Source organism: Pseudomonas sp. NPDC087346, from assembly GCF_044744235.1.
Taxonomy (GTDB): domain Bacteria; phylum Pseudomonadota; class Gammaproteobacteria; order Pseudomonadales; family Pseudomonadaceae; genus Aquipseudomonas.
On the sequence record NZ_JBIUXX010000035.1, the window covers coordinates 14393 to 33701 of the forward strand.

The 19309-nt window shown below is 60.4% G+C and carries 22 protein-coding genes; 12 read left to right on the top strand and 10 right to left on the bottom strand.

The annotated features are described in order from the left end of the window. Positions 1-141: 141 nt before the first annotated feature. The 10 genes from ccmA (at position 142) to ACIOZM_RS19980 (ending at position 7522) form a co-directional block, all read left to right on the top strand. Positions 142-777, top strand: coding sequence for a cytochrome c biogenesis heme-transporting ATPase CcmA (gene ccmA / locus ACIOZM_RS19935; protein WP_401216507.1), 636 nt, complete (start codon positions 142-144; stop codon positions 775-777). After that, entirely contained in the window at positions 774-1442 is a 669-nt protein-coding gene (ccmB, locus tag ACIOZM_RS19940) for a heme exporter protein CcmB (protein WP_401216508.1), read from the top strand. Before ccmA ends, ccmB begins: the two co-directional genes overlap by 4 nt. A 77-nt stretch (positions 1443-1519) precedes the next feature. After that, entirely contained in the window at positions 1520-2275 is a 756-nt protein-coding gene (locus ACIOZM_RS19945; protein WP_083366583.1) for a heme ABC transporter permease, read from the top strand. Further along, entirely contained in the window at positions 2272-2448 is a 177-nt protein-coding gene (ccmD, locus tag ACIOZM_RS19950) for a heme exporter protein CcmD (protein WP_401216509.1), read from the top strand. Before ACIOZM_RS19945 ends, ccmD begins: the two co-directional genes overlap by 4 nt. Next, a complete protein-coding gene (gene ccmE / locus ACIOZM_RS19955) occupies positions 2445-2900 on the top strand; it encodes a cytochrome c maturation protein CcmE (protein ID WP_401216510.1) in 456 nt (151 codons plus the stop codon). The genes ccmD and ccmE overlap by 4 nt, the downstream gene beginning before the upstream one ends. A gap of 3 nt (positions 2901-2903) precedes the next feature. Next, entirely contained in the window at positions 2904-4892 is a 1989-nt protein-coding gene (locus ACIOZM_RS19960) for a heme lyase CcmF/NrfE family subunit (RefSeq protein WP_401216511.1), read from the top strand. Continuing rightward, positions 4889-5425, top strand: coding sequence for a DsbE family thiol:disulfide interchange protein (locus ACIOZM_RS19965; RefSeq protein WP_401216512.1), 537 nt, complete (start codon positions 4889-4891; stop codon positions 5423-5425). Before ACIOZM_RS19960 ends, ACIOZM_RS19965 begins: the two co-directional genes overlap by 4 nt. Continuing rightward, the gene (locus tag ACIOZM_RS19970; RefSeq protein WP_401216513.1) at positions 5422-5892 is read left to right on the top strand and encodes a cytochrome c-type biogenesis protein; all 471 of its coding nucleotides are present in this window, start codon (positions 5422-5424) and stop codon (positions 5890-5892) included. The genes ACIOZM_RS19965 and ACIOZM_RS19970 overlap by 4 nt, the downstream gene beginning before the upstream one ends. Continuing rightward, a complete protein-coding gene (ccmI, locus tag ACIOZM_RS19975) occupies positions 5889-7091 on the top strand; it encodes a c-type cytochrome biogenesis protein CcmI (RefSeq protein ID WP_401216514.1) in 1203 nt (400 codons plus the stop codon). The genes ACIOZM_RS19970 and ccmI overlap by 4 nt, the downstream gene beginning before the upstream one ends. 26 nt (positions 7092-7117) lie before the next feature. Further along, complete coding sequence (locus ACIOZM_RS19980; RefSeq protein WP_401216515.1) at positions 7118-7522, top strand: hypothetical protein; 405 nt, start codon at positions 7118-7120, stop codon at positions 7520-7522. A 61-nt stretch (positions 7523-7583) separates the two neighbouring features. Here the strand turns inward: ACIOZM_RS19980 and ACIOZM_RS19985 are convergent, their stop codons facing one another. From ACIOZM_RS19985 to ACIOZM_RS19995, 3 genes are all read right to left on the bottom strand, one after another. After that, positions 7584-8471 (bottom strand): LysR family transcriptional regulator, encoded by an 888-nt coding sequence (locus ACIOZM_RS19985; protein WP_401216516.1) that lies wholly within the window; start codon positions 8469-8471, stop codon positions 7584-7586. Positions 8472-8619: 148 nt separating this feature from the next. Beyond that, positions 8620-9339, bottom strand: coding sequence for an SDR family oxidoreductase (locus ACIOZM_RS19990; protein WP_401216517.1), 720 nt, complete (start codon positions 9337-9339; stop codon positions 8620-8622). Positions 9340-9370: 31 nt separating this feature from the next. Beyond that, positions 9371-10027, bottom strand: coding sequence for a peroxiredoxin-like family protein (locus ACIOZM_RS19995; protein ID WP_401216518.1), 657 nt, complete (start codon positions 10025-10027; stop codon positions 9371-9373). Between the two features lie 204 nt (positions 10028-10231). Here ACIOZM_RS19995 and ACIOZM_RS20000 point away from each other — a divergent pair, with 204 nt between their 5' ends. Next, a complete protein-coding gene (locus tag ACIOZM_RS20000) occupies positions 10232-10483 on the top strand; it encodes a type II toxin-antitoxin system HicB family antitoxin (RefSeq protein ID WP_401216519.1) in 252 nt (83 codons plus the stop codon). A gap of 95 nt (positions 10484-10578) precedes the next feature. Here the strand turns inward: ACIOZM_RS20000 and ACIOZM_RS20005 are convergent, their stop codons facing one another. Beyond that, on the bottom strand, positions 10579-11766 hold the full coding sequence (locus ACIOZM_RS20005; protein WP_401216520.1) for an MFS transporter: 1188 nt from the start codon (positions 11764-11766) through the stop codon (positions 10579-10581). 243 nt (positions 11767-12009) lie between these two features. Between ACIOZM_RS20005 and ACIOZM_RS20010 the strand changes: the two genes are divergently transcribed. Further along, entirely contained in the window at positions 12010-12630 is a 621-nt protein-coding gene (locus ACIOZM_RS20010; protein ID WP_401216521.1) for a hypothetical protein, read from the top strand. Between the two features lie 169 nt (positions 12631-12799). Here ACIOZM_RS20010 and ACIOZM_RS20015 read toward each other — a convergent pair whose 3' ends face one another. From ACIOZM_RS20015 to ACIOZM_RS20040, 6 genes are all read right to left on the bottom strand, one after another. Continuing rightward, positions 12800-13798: a sulfate ABC transporter substrate-binding protein gene (locus tag ACIOZM_RS20015; protein ID WP_401216522.1), complete on the bottom strand. Its 999-nt coding sequence runs from the start codon at positions 13796-13798 to the stop codon at positions 12800-12802. 192 nt (positions 13799-13990) lie between these two features. Next, on the bottom strand, positions 13991-14815 hold the full coding sequence (locus ACIOZM_RS20020) for an ion transporter (RefSeq protein WP_401216523.1): 825 nt from the start codon (positions 14813-14815) through the stop codon (positions 13991-13993). A 21-nt stretch (positions 14816-14836) separates the two neighbouring features. Continuing rightward, positions 14837-15751, bottom strand: a complete 915-nt coding sequence (locus tag ACIOZM_RS20025) for an urea transporter (RefSeq protein ID WP_401216524.1) — start codon at positions 15749-15751, stop codon at positions 14837-14839. 226 nt (positions 15752-15977) lie between these two features. Further along, a complete protein-coding gene (pyk, locus tag ACIOZM_RS20030) occupies positions 15978-17393 on the bottom strand; it encodes a pyruvate kinase (protein ID WP_401216525.1) in 1416 nt (471 codons plus the stop codon). Then, positions 17390-18664 (bottom strand): glycerate kinase, encoded by a 1275-nt coding sequence (locus tag ACIOZM_RS20035; RefSeq protein ID WP_401216526.1) that lies wholly within the window; start codon positions 18662-18664, stop codon positions 17390-17392. Before ACIOZM_RS20035 ends, pyk begins: the two co-directional genes overlap by 4 nt. 159 nt (positions 18665-18823) lie before the next feature. Further along, positions 18824-19309 (bottom strand): NAD-binding protein (locus tag ACIOZM_RS20040; RefSeq protein WP_401216527.1); only part of this gene is annotated, 486 nt, incomplete at its 5' end.

Here is a 19309-nt window from a genome sequence, read left to right on the forward strand (position 1 = left end):
TGCCGCGCGTCTTGCGCTTCGTTCAGAAAACATAGCAATTGTTTGACGCAGCTCTCTAGATCAAGCCGTCATTGCATCTATGCTGCATCTCTTTAACGGCCGTTCCAGAGCCGACTTGAACCGTATAAGGCCCGTGATCCCTTGACCAGCCCTGTCCTGCAAACCGTTGCCCTCGCCTGTGAGCGTGACCTTCGGCTGCTCTTCGAAAATCTCGAATTGAGACTGGCCAGTGGCGATATGGTGCAAATCAGCGGCCCCAACGGCAGCGGCAAAACCAGTTTGCTGCGCCTGCTCAGCGGTCTGATGCAGCCGACCAGCGGTCAGGTATTGCTCAACGGCGAGCCGTTGACCGAACAACGCAGCGAACTCGCACGCAACCTGCTGTGGATCGGCCACGCCGCCGGGATCAAAGAGCTGCTGACCCCGGAAGAAAACCTCTCCTGGCTCTGCGCCCTGCATCAACCCGCCACGCGCCAGGCGATCTGGCAAGCATTGGCAGCTGTAGGATTGCGCGGATTCGAAGATGTTCCCTGCCACAGCCTGTCCGCCGGTCAGCAACGTCGCGTGGCGCTGGCACGCTTGTATCTGGACAGCCCGCCGCTGTGGATTCTCGACGAACCGTTCACCGCCCTCGACAAGCAGGGCGTGGCGCAACTCGAAGAACATCTGGCCGCCCACTGCGAGCGCGGCGGCATGGTGGTGTTGACCACCCACCACACGCTGAGCCGGATGCCGGCCGGTTATCGAGACATCGATCTGGGGAATTGGGCGGTATGAGTGTGTTCGGCCTGCTGGTTGCCCGTGAGTCCCGACTGCTGTTTCGCCGCCCGGCGGAGCTGGCCAATCCACTGATTTTCTTTGCCATCGTCATCGCTTTGTTCCCGCTGGCCGTCGGACCAGAGACGCAACTGTTGCAAAACTTGTCCCCGGGGTTAGTCTGGGTGGCCGCGCTTTTGTCGGTCCTGCTCTCGCTGGACGGGCTTTTCCGCAGTGATTTCGAAGATGGATCGCTGGAACAGTGGGTCCTTTCGCCGCACCCCCTGGCACTTCTGGTGTTGGCCAAGGTGCTGGCACACTGGCTGTTTTCCGGGCTGGCACTGGTTTTGCTCTCGCCATTGCTGGCATTGATGCTCGGTTTGCCTGCCGCCTGTCTGCCGGTGTTGTTGCTTTCGTTGCTGCTGGGTACACCGGTGCTGAGCTTGCTCGGTGCGGTGGGCGCGGCGCTGACGGTCGGTTTGAAACGTGGCGGCCTGTTGCTGGCGCTGCTGATTCTGCCGTTGTATATCCCGGTGTTGATTCTTGGCAGTGGCGCCTTGCAGGCAGCCTTGCAAGGCATGCCGGCGACCGGTTATTTGCTGTGGCTTGGTAGCCTGACCGCCCTGGCGATAACCCTGACACCCTTTGCAATAGCTGCTGGCCTGAAGATCAGCGTCGGCGAATAATGAGGTCTGGTTAAAATTTAACCAGTAAAGACCCTGGCTAGCTCACAACGATGAGCAGCACCCGTGATGGAAACAGTATGAACTGGACCTGGTTTCACAAGCTCGGCTCGCCCAAGTGGTTCTACGGCATCAGCAGCAAGTTGTTGCCGTGGCTGAGCATTGCAGCGTTGTTGCTGATTACCGTCGGCGTCGTTTGGGGCCTGGCCTTCGCGCCGCCGGACTATCAGCAAGGCAACAGCTTTCGCATCATCTATATCCACGTTCCCGCCGCGATGCTCGCTCAGTCGATCTACGTGATGCTGGCGGTGTGCGGTGTCGTAGGGTTGGTGTGGAAGATGAAACTGGCCGACGTCGCCCTGCAATGCGCGGCACCGATCGGCGCGTGGATGACCGCCGTGGCGCTGGTCACCGGGGCGATCTGGGGCAAGCCGACCTGGGGTTCATGGTGGGTCTGGGATGCGCGTCTGACTTCGATGCTGATTCTGCTGTTCCTGTATTTCGGCGTGATCGCGCTGGGCAACGCCATCAGCAACCGCGACAGCGCCGCCAAGGCCTGCGCCGTGCTGGCCATCGTTGGCGTGATCAATATTCCGATCATCAAATACTCGGTGGAGTGGTGGAACACCCTGCACCAGGGCGCGACCTTCACCCTCACCGAAAAACCGGCGATGCCCGCCGAGATGTGGCTGCCGCTGTTGCTGACGGTGCTGGGTTTCTACTGCTTCTTTGGCGCCGTGTTGCTGCTGCGCATGCGTCTTGAAGTGCTCAAGCGCGAAGCCCGCGCCAGTTGGGTGAAAGAAGAAGTGCAGAACAGTCTGGAGGCCGCTCGATGAGTTTCGCTTCATTCGGCGACTTCCTCGCCATGGGTCATCACGGCCTGTACGTCTGGTCGGCCTACGGCATCTGCCTGGCGGTGCTGGGTTTCAACGTGGCGGCGCCGATCCTGGCCCGCAAGCGGTATCTGCAACAAGAGGCGCGTCGTCTGCGCCGGGAGAACGGCAAGTGAATCCGCTGCGCAAGAAACGTCTGATCATCATTCTGGCCATCCTGGTCGGGGTCGGCGCCGCCGTCGGCCTGGCCTTGAGCGCGCTGCAGCAGAACATCAATCTGTTTTACACGCCGACCCAGATTGCCAACGGCGAAGCACCGCAGGACACGCGGATTCGCGCTGGCGGCATGGTCGAGAAGGGTTCGCTGCAACGTTCCGGCGATTCGCTCGACGTCAAATTCGTCGTCACCGACTTCAACAAATCCGTGACCATCACCTATCGCGGCATCCTTCCGGATCTGTTCCGCGAAGGGCAGGGCATCGTCGCCCTTGGCAAGATCAACGCCGACGGCGTAGTGGTTGCCGATGAAGTGCTGGCCAAGCACGACGAGAAATACATGCCACCGGAAGTGACCAAAGCCTTGAAGGACAGCGGCCAGTCCGCGCCAACACCTGCGAAGGAGGGTTGATCGATGACGTCCGCACTGTTTATTCCTGAGTTGGGCCATCTGGCGATGATTCTGGCGCTGTGCTTTGCGCTGGTGCAGGCCGTGGTGCCGTTGCTCGGCGCCTGGCGCGGCGACCGTTTGTGGATGAGCCTGGCCCAGCCGGCCGCGTGGGGCCAGTTTGCGTTCCTGGTGTTTGCCTTCGGTAGCCTGACCTACGCGTTCATGACCGACGATTTCTCCGTCGCCTATGTCGCGAACAACTCGAATACTGCTTTGCCGTGGTATTACAAATTCAGCGCAGTGTGGGGCGCCCACGAAGGTTCATTGCTGCTTTGGGCACTGATTCTCGGTGGCTGGACGTTCGCGGTGTCAGTGTTCTCGCGGCAGTTGCCGCAAGTCATGCTCGCCCGCGTTCTGGCAGTAATGGGCATGATCAGCACCGGTTTTCTGCTGTTCCTGATCCTCACGTCCAACCCGTTCAAACGCATCTTGCCGCAAATGCCCAGCAATGGCGCTGACCTCAATCCACTGTTGCAAGACATCGGCCTGATCGTTCACCCGCCAATGTTGTACATGGGTTACGTCGGTTTTTCGGTGGCGTTCGCCTTCGCTATTGCGGCGTTGATGGGTGGTCGTCTTGATGCGGCATGGGCTCGCTGGTCGCGTCCGTGGACGATTGTTGCCTGGGCATTCCTCGGCATCGGCATCACCCTCGGTTCGTGGTGGGCTTACTACGAATTGGGCTGGGGCGGCTGGTGGTTTTGGGACCCGGTGGAAAACGCCTCGTTCATGCCATGGCTGGTCGGCACTGCATTGATTCACTCGTTGGCGGTCACGGAAAAACGTGGCGTGTTCAAGAGCTGGACGGTGTTGTTGGCGATTGCGGCGTTCTCGTTGAGCCTGCTCGGTACTTTCCTCGTACGTTCCGGCGTACTGACTTCGGTGCACGCGTTTGCTTCCGATCCTGAGCGCGGCGTGTTTATCCTGATCTTCCTGCTGTTCGTGGTCGGTGGTTCGCTGACGCTGTTTGCGTTGCGCGCTCCGGTGGTCAAGAGCCAGGTCGGCTTCAACCTGTGGTCGCGGGAAACCCTGCTGCTGGGCAACAACCTGGTGCTGGTGGTGGCGGCGTCGATGATTCTGCTCGGCACCCTGTATCCGCTGATTCTCGATGCACTGAGCGGCGCCAAGTTGTCGGTCGGCCCACCGTATTTCAACGCGTTGTTCATTCCGTTGATGGCATTGCTGATGATGGTGATGGCGGTCGGTATGCTCGTGCGCTGGAAAGACACCCCGGTGAAATGGCTGGTGAACATGCTGACCCCGGTGCTGCTGGGCAGCGTCGTATTGGCGGTGGTGGCCGGTGTCGCTTATGGCGATTTCAACTGGGCAGTGATCGCGACCTTCCTGCTCGCTGCGTGGGTATTGCTGGCCGGCGTGCGCGACATCTTCGACAAGACGCGCCACAAAGGTTTGATCAAAGGCCTGCCAACCCTGACCCGCAGCTACTGGGGCATGCAGATCGCTCACTTGGGTATCGCGGTTTGCGCGCTGGGTGTGGTGTTGTCGAGTCAGAACAGTGCCGAACGCGACTTGCGTCTGGCGCCGGGCGAGTCGATGGATCTGGCCGGTTATCACTTCGTGTTCGAAGGCGCCAAGCACTTCGAAGGCCCGAACTTCACGTCCGACAAGGGCACCATCCGGGTCATCCGCGATGGCAAGGAAGTCAGCGTGCTGCACCCGGAAAAACGTTTGTACACGGTGCAGAACTCGGTGATGACCGAAGCGGGCATTGACGCCGGTTTCACCCGTGACCTCTACGTCGCACTCGGCGAGCCGCTGGATAACGGCGCCTGGGCGGTGCGGGTTCACGTTAAACCGTTCGTGCGCTGGATCTGGTTCGGCGGCCTGTTGACCGGTTTCGGTGGACTGCTGGCGGCATTGGATCGGCGTTATCGAGTCAAGGTCAAAGCCAAGGTGCGTGAAGCCCTGGGCATGGAAGGAGCCGCTGCATGAGACGTTGGTTGATGCTGGTGCCACTGGCGATTTTCCTGCTGGTGGCGGTGTTTCTTTATCGTGGTCTGTACCTTGATCCGGCGGAACTGCCGTCGGCGATGATCAACAAGCCGTTCCCGGAGTTCACTCTGCCAAGCGTGCAGGGCGACAAGACCCTGACCAAGGCTGACATTCTCGGCAAACCGGCACTGGTCAATGTCTGGGGCACCTGGTGCATTTCCTGCCGGGTCGAGCATCCGGTGCTGAACAAGCTGGCCGAGCGCGGTGTGCTGATCTACGGCATCAACTACAAGGACACCAACGCTGATGCGTTGAAGTGGCTGGCCGAGTTCCACAATCCGTATGTGCTGGACATCCGTGATGACGAAGGCTCGCTGGGCCTGAATCTCGGCGTGTACGGCGCTCCGGAAACTTTCTTCATCGACGCCAAGGGCATCATCCGCGACAAGTACGTCGGCGTGATCGACGAGCAGGTCTGGCGCGAAAAACTGGCGGCCAAGTATCAGGCACTGGTTGATGAGGCCAAGCCATGAAGCGCTTTCTAGCCGCTGTAGTGTTGGGCCTGAGTCTGGCCGGTGTCGCGCATGCCGCCATCGACACTTACGAATTCGCCAAGGAAGGTGATCGTGAGCGTTTCCGCGAGCTGACCAAGGAACTGCGCTGCCCGAAATGTCAGAACCAGGACATCGCCGATTCCAACGCACCGATTGCCGCCGACCTGCGCAAAGAGATTTTCCGCATGCTCGGCGAGGGCAAGGACAATCAGCAGATCATCGATTTCATGGTCGATCGCTATGGTGATTTCGTCCGCTACAAACCTGCGCTCAATGCCAAGACTGCGCTGCTGTGGTTTGGCCCGGCGGGTCTGTTGCTCGGCGGTGTTGTGGTGATCGCAGTGATCGTCCGCCGTCGTCGCGGCCAACGCAGCGCCACGCCGTCGTTGCTTTCCACCGAAGAGCGTCAGCGCCTCGACCAACTGTTGGATAAAAACCAAGAATGATTGATTTCTGGCTTGCCGCAGGGCTGTTGCTTCTGGTCGCCCTGAGTTTCCTGTTGATTCCCGTGCTGCGTGGCCGTCGTGCCCAGCGTGAAGAAGATCGCACCGCCCTCAACGTTGCCCTGTATCAGGAGCGTGTCGCCGAGTTGCAAACGCAACAGGCCGAAGGCGTACTCGACGCCGCGCAAATGGACAGCGGTCGTGCCGAAGCGGCCCGTGAACTGCTCGCCGATACCGAAGGCGTTGCCGCACCGAAAGTGTCCATTCTCGGCAAACCGCTGCCGTTGCTGGCTGCGGTGTTGGTGCCGGTGCTCGGCCTCGGTCTGTATCTGCACTTCGGTGCCGCCGACAAGGTTGAACTGACCCGCGAATTCGCTCAGGCGCCGCAGTCGATGGAAGAGATGACCCAGCGTCTGGAGCGTGCCGTCGCGGCGCAACCAGACTCGGCGGAAGGCTTGTACTTCCTCGGTCGCACTTACATGGCTCAGGATCGTCCGGCGGACGCGGCGAAGATGTTCGAACGCGCTGCAAACCTCGCCGGTCGTCAGCCGGAGCTGCTCGGTCAGTGGGCGCAGGCGCAGTATTTTGCCGACGGTAAAAAGTGGTCGGACAAGATTCAGGCCCTGACTGACGAAGCCCTGAAAGCCGATCCGAAAGAAGTCACCAGCCTCGGTCTGCTGGGTATCGCCGCGTTTGAAGGCGAGCGCTATCAGCAAGCAATCGACTACTGGAATCGCCTGTTGGCGCAACTGCCGCCAGAAGACAATTCCCGCGCCGCACTGCAAGGCGGAATCGCCCGCGCCACCGAACGCCTCGAAGCCAGTGGCGGCAAGGTCGCCCAAGCACCTGCCACCAAGGTCGCAGCATTGCTCAAGGTCCGCGTCGATCTGGCCAGCGAGCTGAAAGGCAAAGTGCAGCCGGGCGACAGCGTGTTCATCTTCGCTCGCGCCACGTCCGGCCCACCTGCGCCATTGGCGGCCAAGCGCCTGACCGTCGCCGATCTGCCGGTAACGGTCGAACTGGGTGATGCCGACGCAATGATGCCGCAGTTGAAACTGTCGAACTTCCCTGAAGTCCAACTGGTTGCGCGCGTCTCCCGTGCCGGCCAGCCAACTGCCGGTGAGTGGGTCGGTCGCAGCGAGCCTCTGGCCAGCAGCACCACCGCGCCACAAAAACTCACTATCGACAGCCCGGATAAATAACCGGGAAACAACAGGAAAGCACCGCCATGCACACCATCGCCCGAATCACAGTCCTCACACTGGCCCTGGGCATGAGCGCATGTGCGGTGCACCGACCGGAACCGACCAGCAACCTGCCGCCGATCCCGCCGTCACAGCCGGGCCCGACCCCGTCGACCTCGCCGACACCCGGCAAAAGCATCCCGGCCAAACCGGCGAAACCCGTCCCGCGCACCTCCGCCAGCTTCGCCCCGCCACCGGGTGGCAACAGCCACTGGGATGCCAAACTCGGCGTCTACGTCCTCGAAGACCAGACCGACACCTTCTACCGCCAGCGCACCTACTTCCGCTGGAACAACGGCTGGAGCCGCTCGATCAGCCCCAACGGCCCATGGGAAGACACCGACATCCACGGCGTGCCCCCGGGGTTGAGCAAGCAGTACGGGCAGTGAATGGAAACGGCGATCTTTGGATCGCCGTTTTGCTGTGTGGGTGTTGACCGCTCTTTGTGTTTTACCGAACGCCAGTCAACAACCCCTGCACATACTCCACAAACGCCCGCGCCTTGGCGCTCGCCATTCTTCCCGTCGGAAACACCGCCCACAGGTCCATGTCCGGCAGGGTCCAGTCGCTCATCACGGACTTGACCGCGCCGCTGGCCAGTTCCGGGGCGAACATCCATGCGGATGCCAGGGTCAGGCCTTGGTGTGCGAGCACCGCTTCGCGCAGGCCTTCGGCGGCACTGACGCGCAGGCGACCGCTGAGGATCGTCGATTGTTTGTCGGCGCCCTTGGTGAACTGCCAGGTGGCGCCACCGCCGAGGGCATAGATCACCGCTTGGTGTTTGCTCAATGCGGCGGGGCAGTCGGGCTCGCCGTGTGCGGCGAAGTACGCTGGAGTGCCGAGAACTACGCGGCGGCACTCGGCAATCTTGCGTGCGGTCAGGCCGGAGTCGTTGAGGGCGCCCATGCGTAACGCGACGTCGATGCCTTCTTCCACCAGATTGATGTTGCGGTCGTCGAGTATCAGGTCGATGTTCAGTTGCGGATGCTGATCGAGAAACGCTCCGAGTTTCGGCACGATGTGCATCCGGCCAAAGGTCACGGCGGCGCTGATGCGCAGGTTGCCACTCAGGCCGCTGGCGGTGCCACGCGCGGCGTTGTCGGCTTCGTCGGCTTCTTCGATGGCACGTTTGGCCCGTTCGAAAAAGGCCAGGCCGGCCTCGGTCGGGGTCAGGCCCCGGGTCGAGCGCAACAGCAGGCGTACGGCGAGACGGGTTTCGAGTTGGGCGATGGTTTTCGACACGGCGGGCTGGCCGATATTCAAGCGTCGCGCGGCGGCGGAAAACGAACCGGTTTCCACGACGTAGACGAAGGTTTCCATGGCGGCGAGGCGGTCCATCTCGAATCCTTACCCAATATTGAAATAGTCAGAGATCCACTTGTAGGAGTGAGCCTGCTCGCGATAGCGGTGTGTCAGTCAATATTGATTCGGCTGACACACCGCTATCGCGAGCAGGCTCACTCCTACAGGGGATTTGCGGTGTTGCTCAGAACGCAGCTTTGCCGACCGACGCGCCGCCATCGACGAACAGCGTCTGCCCGGTGATAAAGCCACTCTGCTCGGACAACAGAAACGCAATCGCCGAAGCGATCTCTTCCGGCTGACCCAAGCGACCCATCGGCACCCCGGCCAGATACCGCGCTTCACCCTCACTGCCCGGCGGATTGTTGGCGCGAAACAATTCGGTTTCGGTCGGCCCCGGCGCCACTGCGTTCACGGTGATCCCGGTCTGCGCCAGTTCCAATGCCCACGAACGGGTGAAGCTGACCAGCGCCGCTTTCGCCGCCGCATACGCGGTGCGCTGAGTGATGCCCAGCACGGTCAGGCTGGAGATATTCACCACTCGCCCCCAACCGCGTGTGCGCATGCCCGGCAACACCGCCTGAGTCGCTTGCAATGCTGAATGCAGGTTGACCCGCATCACATCGTCAAACGCATCGAGGTCGATGTCGCCAAGTGCTTGCGGACGCACCAGCCCGACGTTGTTCACCAGTCCGTCGAACTCGTAGGTTCTGGCCAGTTCCGCCAGCACCTCCTGAGTCAGCGCACGGTTGCTCAGGTCCAGCGGAAACAGAATCCCCGGAAAGCTCAGGTCCGGCTTGCGGGCGATACCAACCACCCGGTGCCCGGAGCGATCCAGATGCTCGGCCAATGCCCGGCCGATGCCTTTGCTGGCGCCGGTGATGAGGAAGGTACGTCGGGTCATGGCAACTCCTGGGCAGGGCATTGGGTCGGGCTCAGCTTCGAAGCGCATCCAGCATCGCTTCAGGCTCGGGACGCTGAGTGTAATCCGGGTTGACCTCGGCGTAACGAATCACGCCATCCTGACCGATCACAAAACGCGCCGGCATCGGCAACGTCCATGACGGATCGTCGTTGAAGGTCGGCAGATCGTTGCGCAGATTCTTGTACAACTCAATCAGATAGTCCGGCAACTGGAAGCGCAGACCGAACGCCGCAGCCACATCATTGCGCGGGTCGCCGAGGATCGGAAACTGCAGCTCATTGATGCGCTGCGCCTTGCGGCTGTTGGCCGCGATCTGCGGCGAGATCGCCAACAGGCTGGCGCCGTTCTCCAGCACCGTCGGCAAAAACGCCTGCAAGGCTTGCAGTTCAAGGTTGCAATACGGGCACCAGACGCCTCGATAAAACGACAACACCAGCGGTCCACTGGCGAGCAGATCGGCTGACGACTGCGGAACGCCATCGGCATCTTTCAAGGTAAACAACGGCGCCATGTCACCGACTTTCAGCGACCGACTCGCCGCGCCAGATGCAATCAGCTCGGCAGTCGCCCGCTCCATCACCGGATGAATGTCGGCTGGTGCGTTGTAGGGCGGCTTGCCAGCCTTGAAGTCAGCTTTGAACGCATCGAGTTTTGCTTGCAGAGTCATGTCGTGATCCTCGGGAAACAGCCGGTTGGCTGCGATCAAGAGTGACTGCGGCGGGATGGAAGCGGAACGCAGGTGGGGGGCATAGGAGTCATGCCGCTAGGGAATGAACCGTCTGCTCACATCCGGAAAGACATTAGTGAACGAAGACTGAGAGCATTTGTGATTGAGTGCCAACTCACCAGCTGCATGGCTTTGGAGGCATTTGTGCACTATCCAATTTGTATCGAGTGGGGAGACGAAGTAAAGGCGACAGGGATTCAGATTCCGGATATTCCGGGAGCGGTCACTGCGGGAGATACATTTGAGTTGGCATACAACGCGGCCGTAGAGATCGCACATCTTTTGTTGCGTGAGAGAGAAGTGCAGGGGTTATGCGCGCCCATTCCAAGTGAGATTGATGTGATTCGCAATGCTGCGCAGGCTGCGGGTAAAGGCTGGGGGATGATAACGATCTGAATGCTCGGGGATTTTTGAGATTGCCATCGCGGACAAGCCCGCTCCCACAAGATTCGTGAGTCACCTTGGGGAGTGGAGTTGCCCGTTTTTTCAGTTCAAGCAGTCGCCAGCGACCGCCGCTGCGACGCACTCAAAAACCGCAACAACGCCAGCAACGGGAATGCACTACCGACAATCACGATCCACAGCCAGCCGCCATGCTCGTACACCGCACTGGCAACCGAGGAACCGAAGGCGCCGCCGATGAAGATGCTGGTCATGTAGAGCGCGTTCAGTCGGCCACGGCTTTTCGCGTCGAGGGAGTAGACCGCGCGCTGGCCGAGGACCATGTTCATCTGTACGCAGAAGTCGAGCACTACGCCGGTCACGGCCAGGCCGATGACGCTGTAGGCCGGATGGATGAACGCCGGCAGGAAGCTCAGGCTGGCGAAGATCATCGCCAGCAGCGAGGCGATGCGGGTGTGGCCGGCGTCGGCCAGACGTCCGCTGATTGGAGCGGCGATGGCGCCGATGGCACCGACCAGGGCGAAGATCGCGATTTCGCTTTGTGACAAACCATGGTTACGCGCCAGCTCCAAAGGTACTGCGGTCCAGAACAGGCTGAAGGTGGCGAACATGCAACCTTGATAAAACGCCCGCTGACGCAGCACCGGTTGTTGGCGCAGCAGCGTCCACAACGAACCCAGCAGTTGGCCGTAGGAGGCGCTGTGATCCGGCTGGCGTTTCGGTACGGTCAGCGCCAGCACGATGCTGATTGCCGCCATCAGTCCCGCCGCAATCATGAACATGGCGCGCCAGCCAAAATGGTCAGCCACCACGCTCGACACCGGACGTGCCAAAAGGATGCCCAGCAGCAAACCGCCCATGATCCCGCCGACTACCCGGCCCCGAGACTCTTCCGGAGCCAGATGCGCGGCCAGAGGAATCAGGATCTGCACCGACACCGAACTGAAACCCACCAGCAGCGAGACCAGCAGAAACAGATTCGGCTGATCGGTGAACGCTGCGGCGAGCAGGCTGGCAATCGCCACCACGGAGGTGATGATCATCAACCGGCGGTTCTCCAGCAGATCCGCCAGCGGCACCAGAAAGAACAGGCCCAGCGCATAACCGATCTGGGTCAGCGAGACGATGAAGCTGGCCATGGTGTCGGTCAGGCCGATGTCCGGCGCGATCAAGCCAATGATCGGTTGCGCGTAGTAAATGTTGGCAACGATGGCGCCGCAGCAGAAGGCGAACAGCAGCACCATGCCTCGGGTCATTGCGTGAGTTGTGGTGGTCATAGGGTTTCTCGATCCAGCGAAAAGGAATGCGGTGAGGCTAAGGGACGGGCCGGGCCGGCGGTAGAAGCTTTCGATCGATATCAATTATTCCGTTGCGGAATGGGTGGCGGCCGGGTTGCAGTCGTCCAGTGGCGGACCTTGCGTCCGACCGCTGAGGGGGGATGATACATTCACTTACATCTTGTTCGATAGCGTGCTTATGTTCGCGTCTAAGTTTTCAATGTTCATCACCGGAGGATTGCCATGTTGCGTCAACTGCTTCGCCGCACCACCACGATTGCCCTGATCGGCTTGCTTGGCGTCAGCGCCGTACAAGCCGCCGATGCCCCGGGGACACGGCTTGGCGTGCGCGGCGAGATCACCGGGGTCAGCACCGATTCGTTGAAGGTTCACGTTAACAGTGGCGAAAACGTGGTTATCCAGTTGACCGCGGACACCAAGGTCCGCGCGGTCACCCTCGCCAACATCGAAGACATCAAACCCGGCAGTTACATTGGTTCGGCGGCGATGCCGCAAGCGGACGGCACGCTCAAGGCCATGGAGGTTCACGTATTCCCACCGGAACTGGCCGGTAGCGGCGACGGCCACCGACCGTTCGATCTGGCCAAGGGCAGCAGCATGACCAATGGCAGCGTCGGTGATCTGGTGGTGAGCAACGGCCGGACTTTGACCGTCAACTACAAGGGCGGGCAGCAGAAGATCCTGGTGCCGGAGGATGTGCCGATTGTGAATCTGATGCCGGGGGATCGCAGCTTGCTCAAGGTCGGGGTGAAGATTGTTACGTTCGTCACGCAAAGTGCGGACGGCACGCTGACCGCGCAATCGATCTCGGCCGGCAAGGATGGCGTCACCCCGCCGATGTAACGACCAAGCCCGATCCCTTGTAGGAGCTGCCGAAGGCTGCGATCTTTTGACTTTGTTTTTAAAAGCCAGGATCAAAAGATCGCAGCCTTCGGCAGCTCCTACAGGGACTATGTCATGTGCACAAAAAAGGCGACCTCTTCAGGTCGCCTTTTTCATTGCCACTCAGCCATTACTGGCCGGTATAAATCTGATCGAAGATCCCGCCATCATTGAAGTGGGTCTTCTGCACCGAACGCCAATCACCGAAGGTCTTCTCCACTGACAGGAAATCAACTTTCGGGAAACGATCGGTGTACTTCGCCAGCACCGCCGGGTCACGTGGACGGAGATAGTTGGCGGCAGCGATTTCCTGGCCTTCCGGCGACCACAGGTATTTCAGGTACTCATCGGCAGCAGCGCGAGTGCCTTTCTTGTCGACGACTTTGTCGACCACGGTCACTGGCGGCTCGGCTTCGGCGGAGACGCTTGGGTAGATCACTTCAAACTGATCACGACCAAACTCGCGGGCGATCATTTCCGCTTCGTTTTCGAAGGTCACCAGCACGTCGCCAATCTGGTTGGTCATGAACGTGGTGGTCGCGGCACGGCCACCGGTATCGAGCACTGGCGCTTGTTTGAACAGTTTGCCGACGAAGTCTTTGGCCTTGTTCTCGTCACCACCGTTTTTCAGCACATAACCCCAGGCCGAGAGGTAGGTGTAGCGACCGTTACCCGAAGTTTTCGGGTTTGGCACGATCACTTGTACGCCGTCCTTGAGCAGGTCCGGCCAGTCTTTCAGGGCTTTCGGGTTGCCCTTGCGGACGATGAATACGGTGGCCGAAGTGAACGGTGCGCTGTTGTTCGGCAGACGCGTGACCCAATTTTCCGGGACCAGTTTGCCGTTGTCGGCGAGGGCGTTGATGTCGGTCGCCATATTCATGGTGATGACGTCAGCTGGCAGGCCGTCGATCACCGAGCGCGCCTGTTTGCTCGAACCGCCGAAAGACATTTGTAGGGTGATGTTTTCGTTGTGCTCGGCTTGCCAGTGTTTCTGGAACGCAGTGTTGTAGTCCTTGTAGAAATCGCGCATCACGTCGTAGGAAACGTTGAGCAGGGTCGGAGCAGCCTGGGCGATGTTGGCCAAGGCCAAGCCAGCGGCGAGAAGTGAGGCGCCAAAGAGTTTTTTCACTGCGCATTCCTTGTTTTATGTGTGCAGGAGCTGCGGCACGCTGCGATCTTTTGATTTTGTTTGTTGAAAGCAAGATCAAAAGATCGCAGCGTGCCGCAGCTCCTACAGGGTTATGTGTACGGGGGTGATGTTCAATTGCCACTGACTATAACGGGGCACGCATAGTCGTTTAAAGATTAAAAAGCTCTTTGCTTATTCCATTTTCTTGAACAGTGCATTGCCGCAGCGTGAGCAGAAAGAAGCGTCGGTTTCGTGGCTGTCTTTTGCGCAAACCGGGCAGTCGTGATGCAACTGACTGCCGCGCATGGCCGTGGCCAGTTCAGCGGTGAAAATCCCGGTCGGCACGGCGATGATCGAGTAACCGGTGATCATCACCAGCGACGAAATGATCTGCCCCAGAACCGTCTTGGGCACGATGTCGCCATAACCCACCGTGGTCAGCGTAACGATAGCCCAGTAGATGCCTTTGGGAATGCTGGTGAAGCCATGTTCCGGGCCTTCGACCACGTACATCAACGTGCCGAACACCGTCACCAGCGTGCAGACGCTGAGCAGGAACACGAGGATCTTCTGCTTGCTGCCGCGCAAGGCGTCGAGCAGGTAATGCGCTTGTTTCAGGTACGGGCCGAGCTTGAGTACGCGGAAGATCCGCAGCATCCGGATGATCCGAATGATCAACAGGTACTGCGCGTCGCTGTAATACAGCGCGAGGATGCCGGGAACAATCGCCAGCAGATCGACGATGCCATAAAAGCTGAAGGCATAGCGCAACGGCTTCGGCGAGCAATAAAGGCGCAGGATGTACTCGCCGAGAAAGATCGCCGTGAAGCCCCATTCGATATACGCCAGCACATCGGCGTAGTTGCGGTGAACGCTGTCGATACTGTCGAGCATCACGATCACCAGGCTGGCGAGGATGATCAATAGCAAGATGCCGTCGAAGCGCCGCCCAGCCGTGGTGTCGGTCTGGAAAATCATGACGTAAAGCCGTTCACGCCAGTGTTTGTTGCTGTCCATGGATCACGCCTGAATCGAAAGTCAGCGCAGCCTAGGTTGATTCTCCCCGTGAGCGCAAGACGCGCCGTCAACCGTCGCTTTGCCGAGCATCTGAATGCCGGCGCGGATCAGCCAGCAGGCGAGGATGAACGGCGCGGTGAGCGTGGTCAGACCGATGGCGGCGAACAGTGGCGTCACCAGCAGCGCCAGCACGATGCCCAGCAGCGGCAGCCACGGCTGGCGGCGTTCTGAGCTGAAGGCGAGGGCGGCCAGCACGGCGTTGTAGCCACCTAGGCCGAACAGCGCGAAGCTGGTTTCGTGGTGCAGCAGACTGGAGCCGAGGCCGATGGCCGACGCGAGCAATGCCCAGCAAAATGCCCGGCGATCAGCGATGAGCAAACCGGCGGCGATCATTGCACCGGCCAGCGGATGGCCGAGGAACATCACCTGACCGAAGCCTTTCAGCACCGCCGCAAGCAGGTTCAGCGTATTCGCCTCAACCAGCGGAGCCGGGGCGGACGGTGCGGCAAACAGCAGCAGCAACCAGCTCAGTCCCACGAACGGTGCGGTGTAGGCGGGCATGTTTTGGCTCAGGCGCACGCGTTTCAGCCATTGCTGAGTGATCATCGCGCTCAGGCCGCCGGCCGCCAGGATCAGTGGCGGCATCATCGCCGACCACGGGAAATACAGGCTCAGCAACAAACCCAGCAAAACGCCGTTGTAACTGAACAATCCCGCCTGGCGATCAGCCTTGGCGTAGTTGCGACGTTGCGCAGTGAGCAATCCGGCGAGGCCACCGAGCAACGCACCGCCAAGCAAGGCTGGCGCGGTGAACAGGATGGCGCAGAGGCACAGCAGGCCGCACAACGGATTGCGCTGGAGGAATATTTGACTGAAACCGTTGAGCAACGCTTCGGCCCAGTCGGGGCATTGGGTGTTGAAATGATTGGCAGGCATGTTGAAGTCTGGGCAGTAGGAACATCAAAAGGTCGTGCATGAGCCTGTGGCGAGGGGATTTATCCCCGTTGGGCCGCGAAGCAGCCCCAAAATCGGCAAGTGCGGTTTTTCTATGAAAACTGTCACACCGACAGGCGACGACTGCTGCGCAGCCGAACGGGGATAAATCCCCTCACCACAGGTTTTGTACTCACATCAAAATTGCTGCTGACAGCAAAAGTGTTGCTTAGATCAACGTCTCGATACGCAGCGAGTTAGTCGAACCAGGCTGGCCAAACGGCACTCCCGCAGTGATCAGCAGCGTATCGCCACGCTGCGCCATACCTTGAGCCTGGGCGATTTCCAGCGCGGTCGAACAGACTTCGTCGACCTGACGCAGGCGATCGTTGACCACCGAGTGAATGCCCCACGCCACGGTCAGGCGGCGTGCGGTTTGCAGGTTCGGCGTGAGGTTGAGGATCGGCGCCTTCGGACGTTCCCGCGCAGCACGCAGGCTCGATGTCCCGGACTCGCTGTAGTTGACCAGCACCGCCACCGGCAGCACGTTGCCGATACGGCGGATCGCGCAGCTGATCGCGTCGGACACAGTCGCCTCGGCTTTCGGTCGGCTGACGTCGAGCTGAGTTTGATAATCCGGCCCGTTTTCCACCTGGCGGATGATCTTGCTCATCATCAGCACGGCTTCCAGAGGGTATTCACCCGAAGCGGTTTCCGCCGACAGCATCACCGCATCGGCACCTTCGGCCACGGCGTTGGCAACGTCTGTGACTTCGGCGCGGGTCGGCGCCGGGGAGAAGCGCATCGATTCAAGCATCTGCGTCGCCACTACCACTGGCTTACCGAGTTGGCGGCAAGTAGTGATGATGTTCTTCTGAATCTGCGGCACGCTTTCGGCGGGCACTTCGACGCCGAGATCGCCACGGGCAACCATGATCGCGTCGCTCAGTTCGGCGATTTCGCGCAGTTGTTCAACCGCTGAAGGCTTCTCGATCTTCGCCATCAGAAAGGCTTTGTCGCCGATCAGTGCGCGGGCTTCGATGATGTCTTGTGGGCGCTGCACAAACGACAGCGCCACCCAGTCCACACCCAGTTCCAGACCGAAACTCAGGTCGCGGCGATCCTTGGCAGTCAGCGGGCTCAGCTCAAGCACCGCTTGCGGCACGTTGACGCCTTTGCGATCCGACAACTCGCCGCCATTGAGCACGGTGGTGTCGATGGCGTCGGTGTATTTGGTCACGACGCGCAGGCGCAGTTTGCCGTCGTCGAGCAGCAGATCCATGCCGGCTTCGAGGGCTTCGATGATCTCTGGATGCGGCAGATTCACCCGGCGCTCATCGCCCGGTGTCGCGTCCAGATCGAGACGGAAAGCCTGACCACGATGCAGTTGCACCTTGCCGTCGGCGAACTTGCCGACCCGCAGTTTCGGCCCCTGCAAATCCATCAGGATGCCCAGCGGATAGTTGAGCTGGCGCTCGACTTCGCGAATCCACTGATAGCGCTTGGCGTGATCGGCATGATCGCCGTGGCTGAAGTTCAGGCGGAAGATATTGACCCCGGCCTCCACCAGCTCGCGGATATCGTCGATGCCATCAACGGCAGGTCCGAGGGTGGCGAGGATTTTGACCTTTTTATCAGGCGTCATGATTTAGAGCTCTCGAGGATCAGAATGGCGCGGAAGTCGTTGACGTTGGTGCGGGTCGGCTCGGTGACGATCAGCGCATCGAGCGCCTCGAAATAGCCGTAGCCGTTGTTGTTATCCAGCTCGTCGCTGGCGCTCAAGCCGAGTGCGGCGGCGCGGGCGTAGCTGTCCGGGGTCATGATCGCGCCGGCGTTGTCTTCCGAGCCGTCGATGCCGTCGGTATCACCGGCCAGTGCGTAAACGCCGGGCTGGCCTTTGAGGCTGTCGGTGAGGCTGAGGAGGAATTCGGCGTTGCGTCCGCCACGGCCATTGCCGCGCACGGTCACGGTGGTTTCGCCGCCGGAGAGAATCACACACGGTGCCGCCAGTGGCTGGCCATGGTTGATGATCTGGCGGGCGATGCCGGCGTGGACTTTCGCCACTTCGCGCGATTCGCCTTCGAGATCACCGAGAATCAGCGTGCTGAAACCGGCCTGACGGCATCTGACCGCCGCCGCATCCAGCGATTGCTGAGGGCGGGCGATCAACTGGAAATGACTGCGCGCCAGACTCGGATCACCGGGTTTGACGGTCTCCGATTCCGGGCTTTGCAGCCAGGTGCGTACCGACGGCGGAATCTCGATGCCGTAGCGCTTGATGATCGCCAGTGCTTCGGCGCTGGTGCTCGGGTCGGCCACGGTCGGGCCGGAGGCGATGACCGTGGCGAGGTCGCCCGGTACATCGGAAATCGCGTAGGTGTAAACAGTCGCGGGCCAGCAGGCTTTGCCCAGACGGCCGCCCTTGATCGCCGAGAGGTGCTTGCGCACGCAGTTCATCTCGCCGATGGTCGCGCCGGATTTGAGCAGGGCTTTGTTGATCGATTGCTTGTCGGCGAGGGTGATGCCTTCGGCCGGCAGCGCCAGCAGGGCAGAGCCACCACCGGACAGCAGGAAAATCACGCGGTCGTCTTCGGTCAGGTTGCTGACCAGATCCAGCACGCGTTTGGCGACGGCGAGGCCGGCAGCGTCCGGAACCGGATGCGCAGCTTCAACCACTTCGATTTTTTCGCACGGGGCGCCGTGACCGTAACGGGTCACCACCAGTCCCGAGACTTCACCCTGCCAGCAGCGCTCGACCACTTGCGCCATGGCGGCTGCGGCTTTGCCGGCGCCGATGACGATGACTCGACCGGTGCGGTCGGCAGGCAGATGAGCTTCAAGGACTTGTTGCGGATGGGCCGCGTCAATGGCTGTGGCAAACAGCTCGCGCAGCAGTTGTTGCGGATCGACCGACATGGCGGGCTCCCGGAATTCTTGTTATTCGAAAGGGCAACTCAGATCCCTGTGGGAGCTAGCCTGCTAGCGATTCAGGCGCCGAGGTCTATCAGACACACCGCGTCGATTCCATCGCTAGCAGGCTAGCTCCCACAGGTTTGGTGCAGGTTGGGGCAGGGCTTACTTCTTGTTATCGCGAATCGAGAAGTTGGCCATGTGTTCCAGACCTTTGATCAGCGCCGAGTGGTCCCAGTTGCTGCCACCGATGGCCGCGCAGGTGCTGAACACTTGCTGGGCGTTGGCGGTGTTCGGCAGGTTGATGTTCAGCTCCCTGGCGCCTTGCAGGGCCAGGTTCAGGTCCTTTTGGTGCAGGCTGATGCGGAAGCCTGGATCGAAGGTGCCTTTGATCATGCGGTCGCCGTGTACTTCGAGGATCTTCGAAGAAGCGAAACCGCCCATCAGTGCTTCACGCACCTTGGCTGGATCTGCACCGTTTTTCGAGGCGAACAGCAGGGCTTCAGCGACGGCCTGAATGTTCAGGGCAACGATGATCTGGTTCGCGACCTTGGCGGTTTGACCGTCGCCATTGCCACAGAAGATCGTTATTTTGTTGTGTATGGAATGTTTGTTCGTTTTTGAGCTTTCGTAGGTTTTGGCGTTATCATT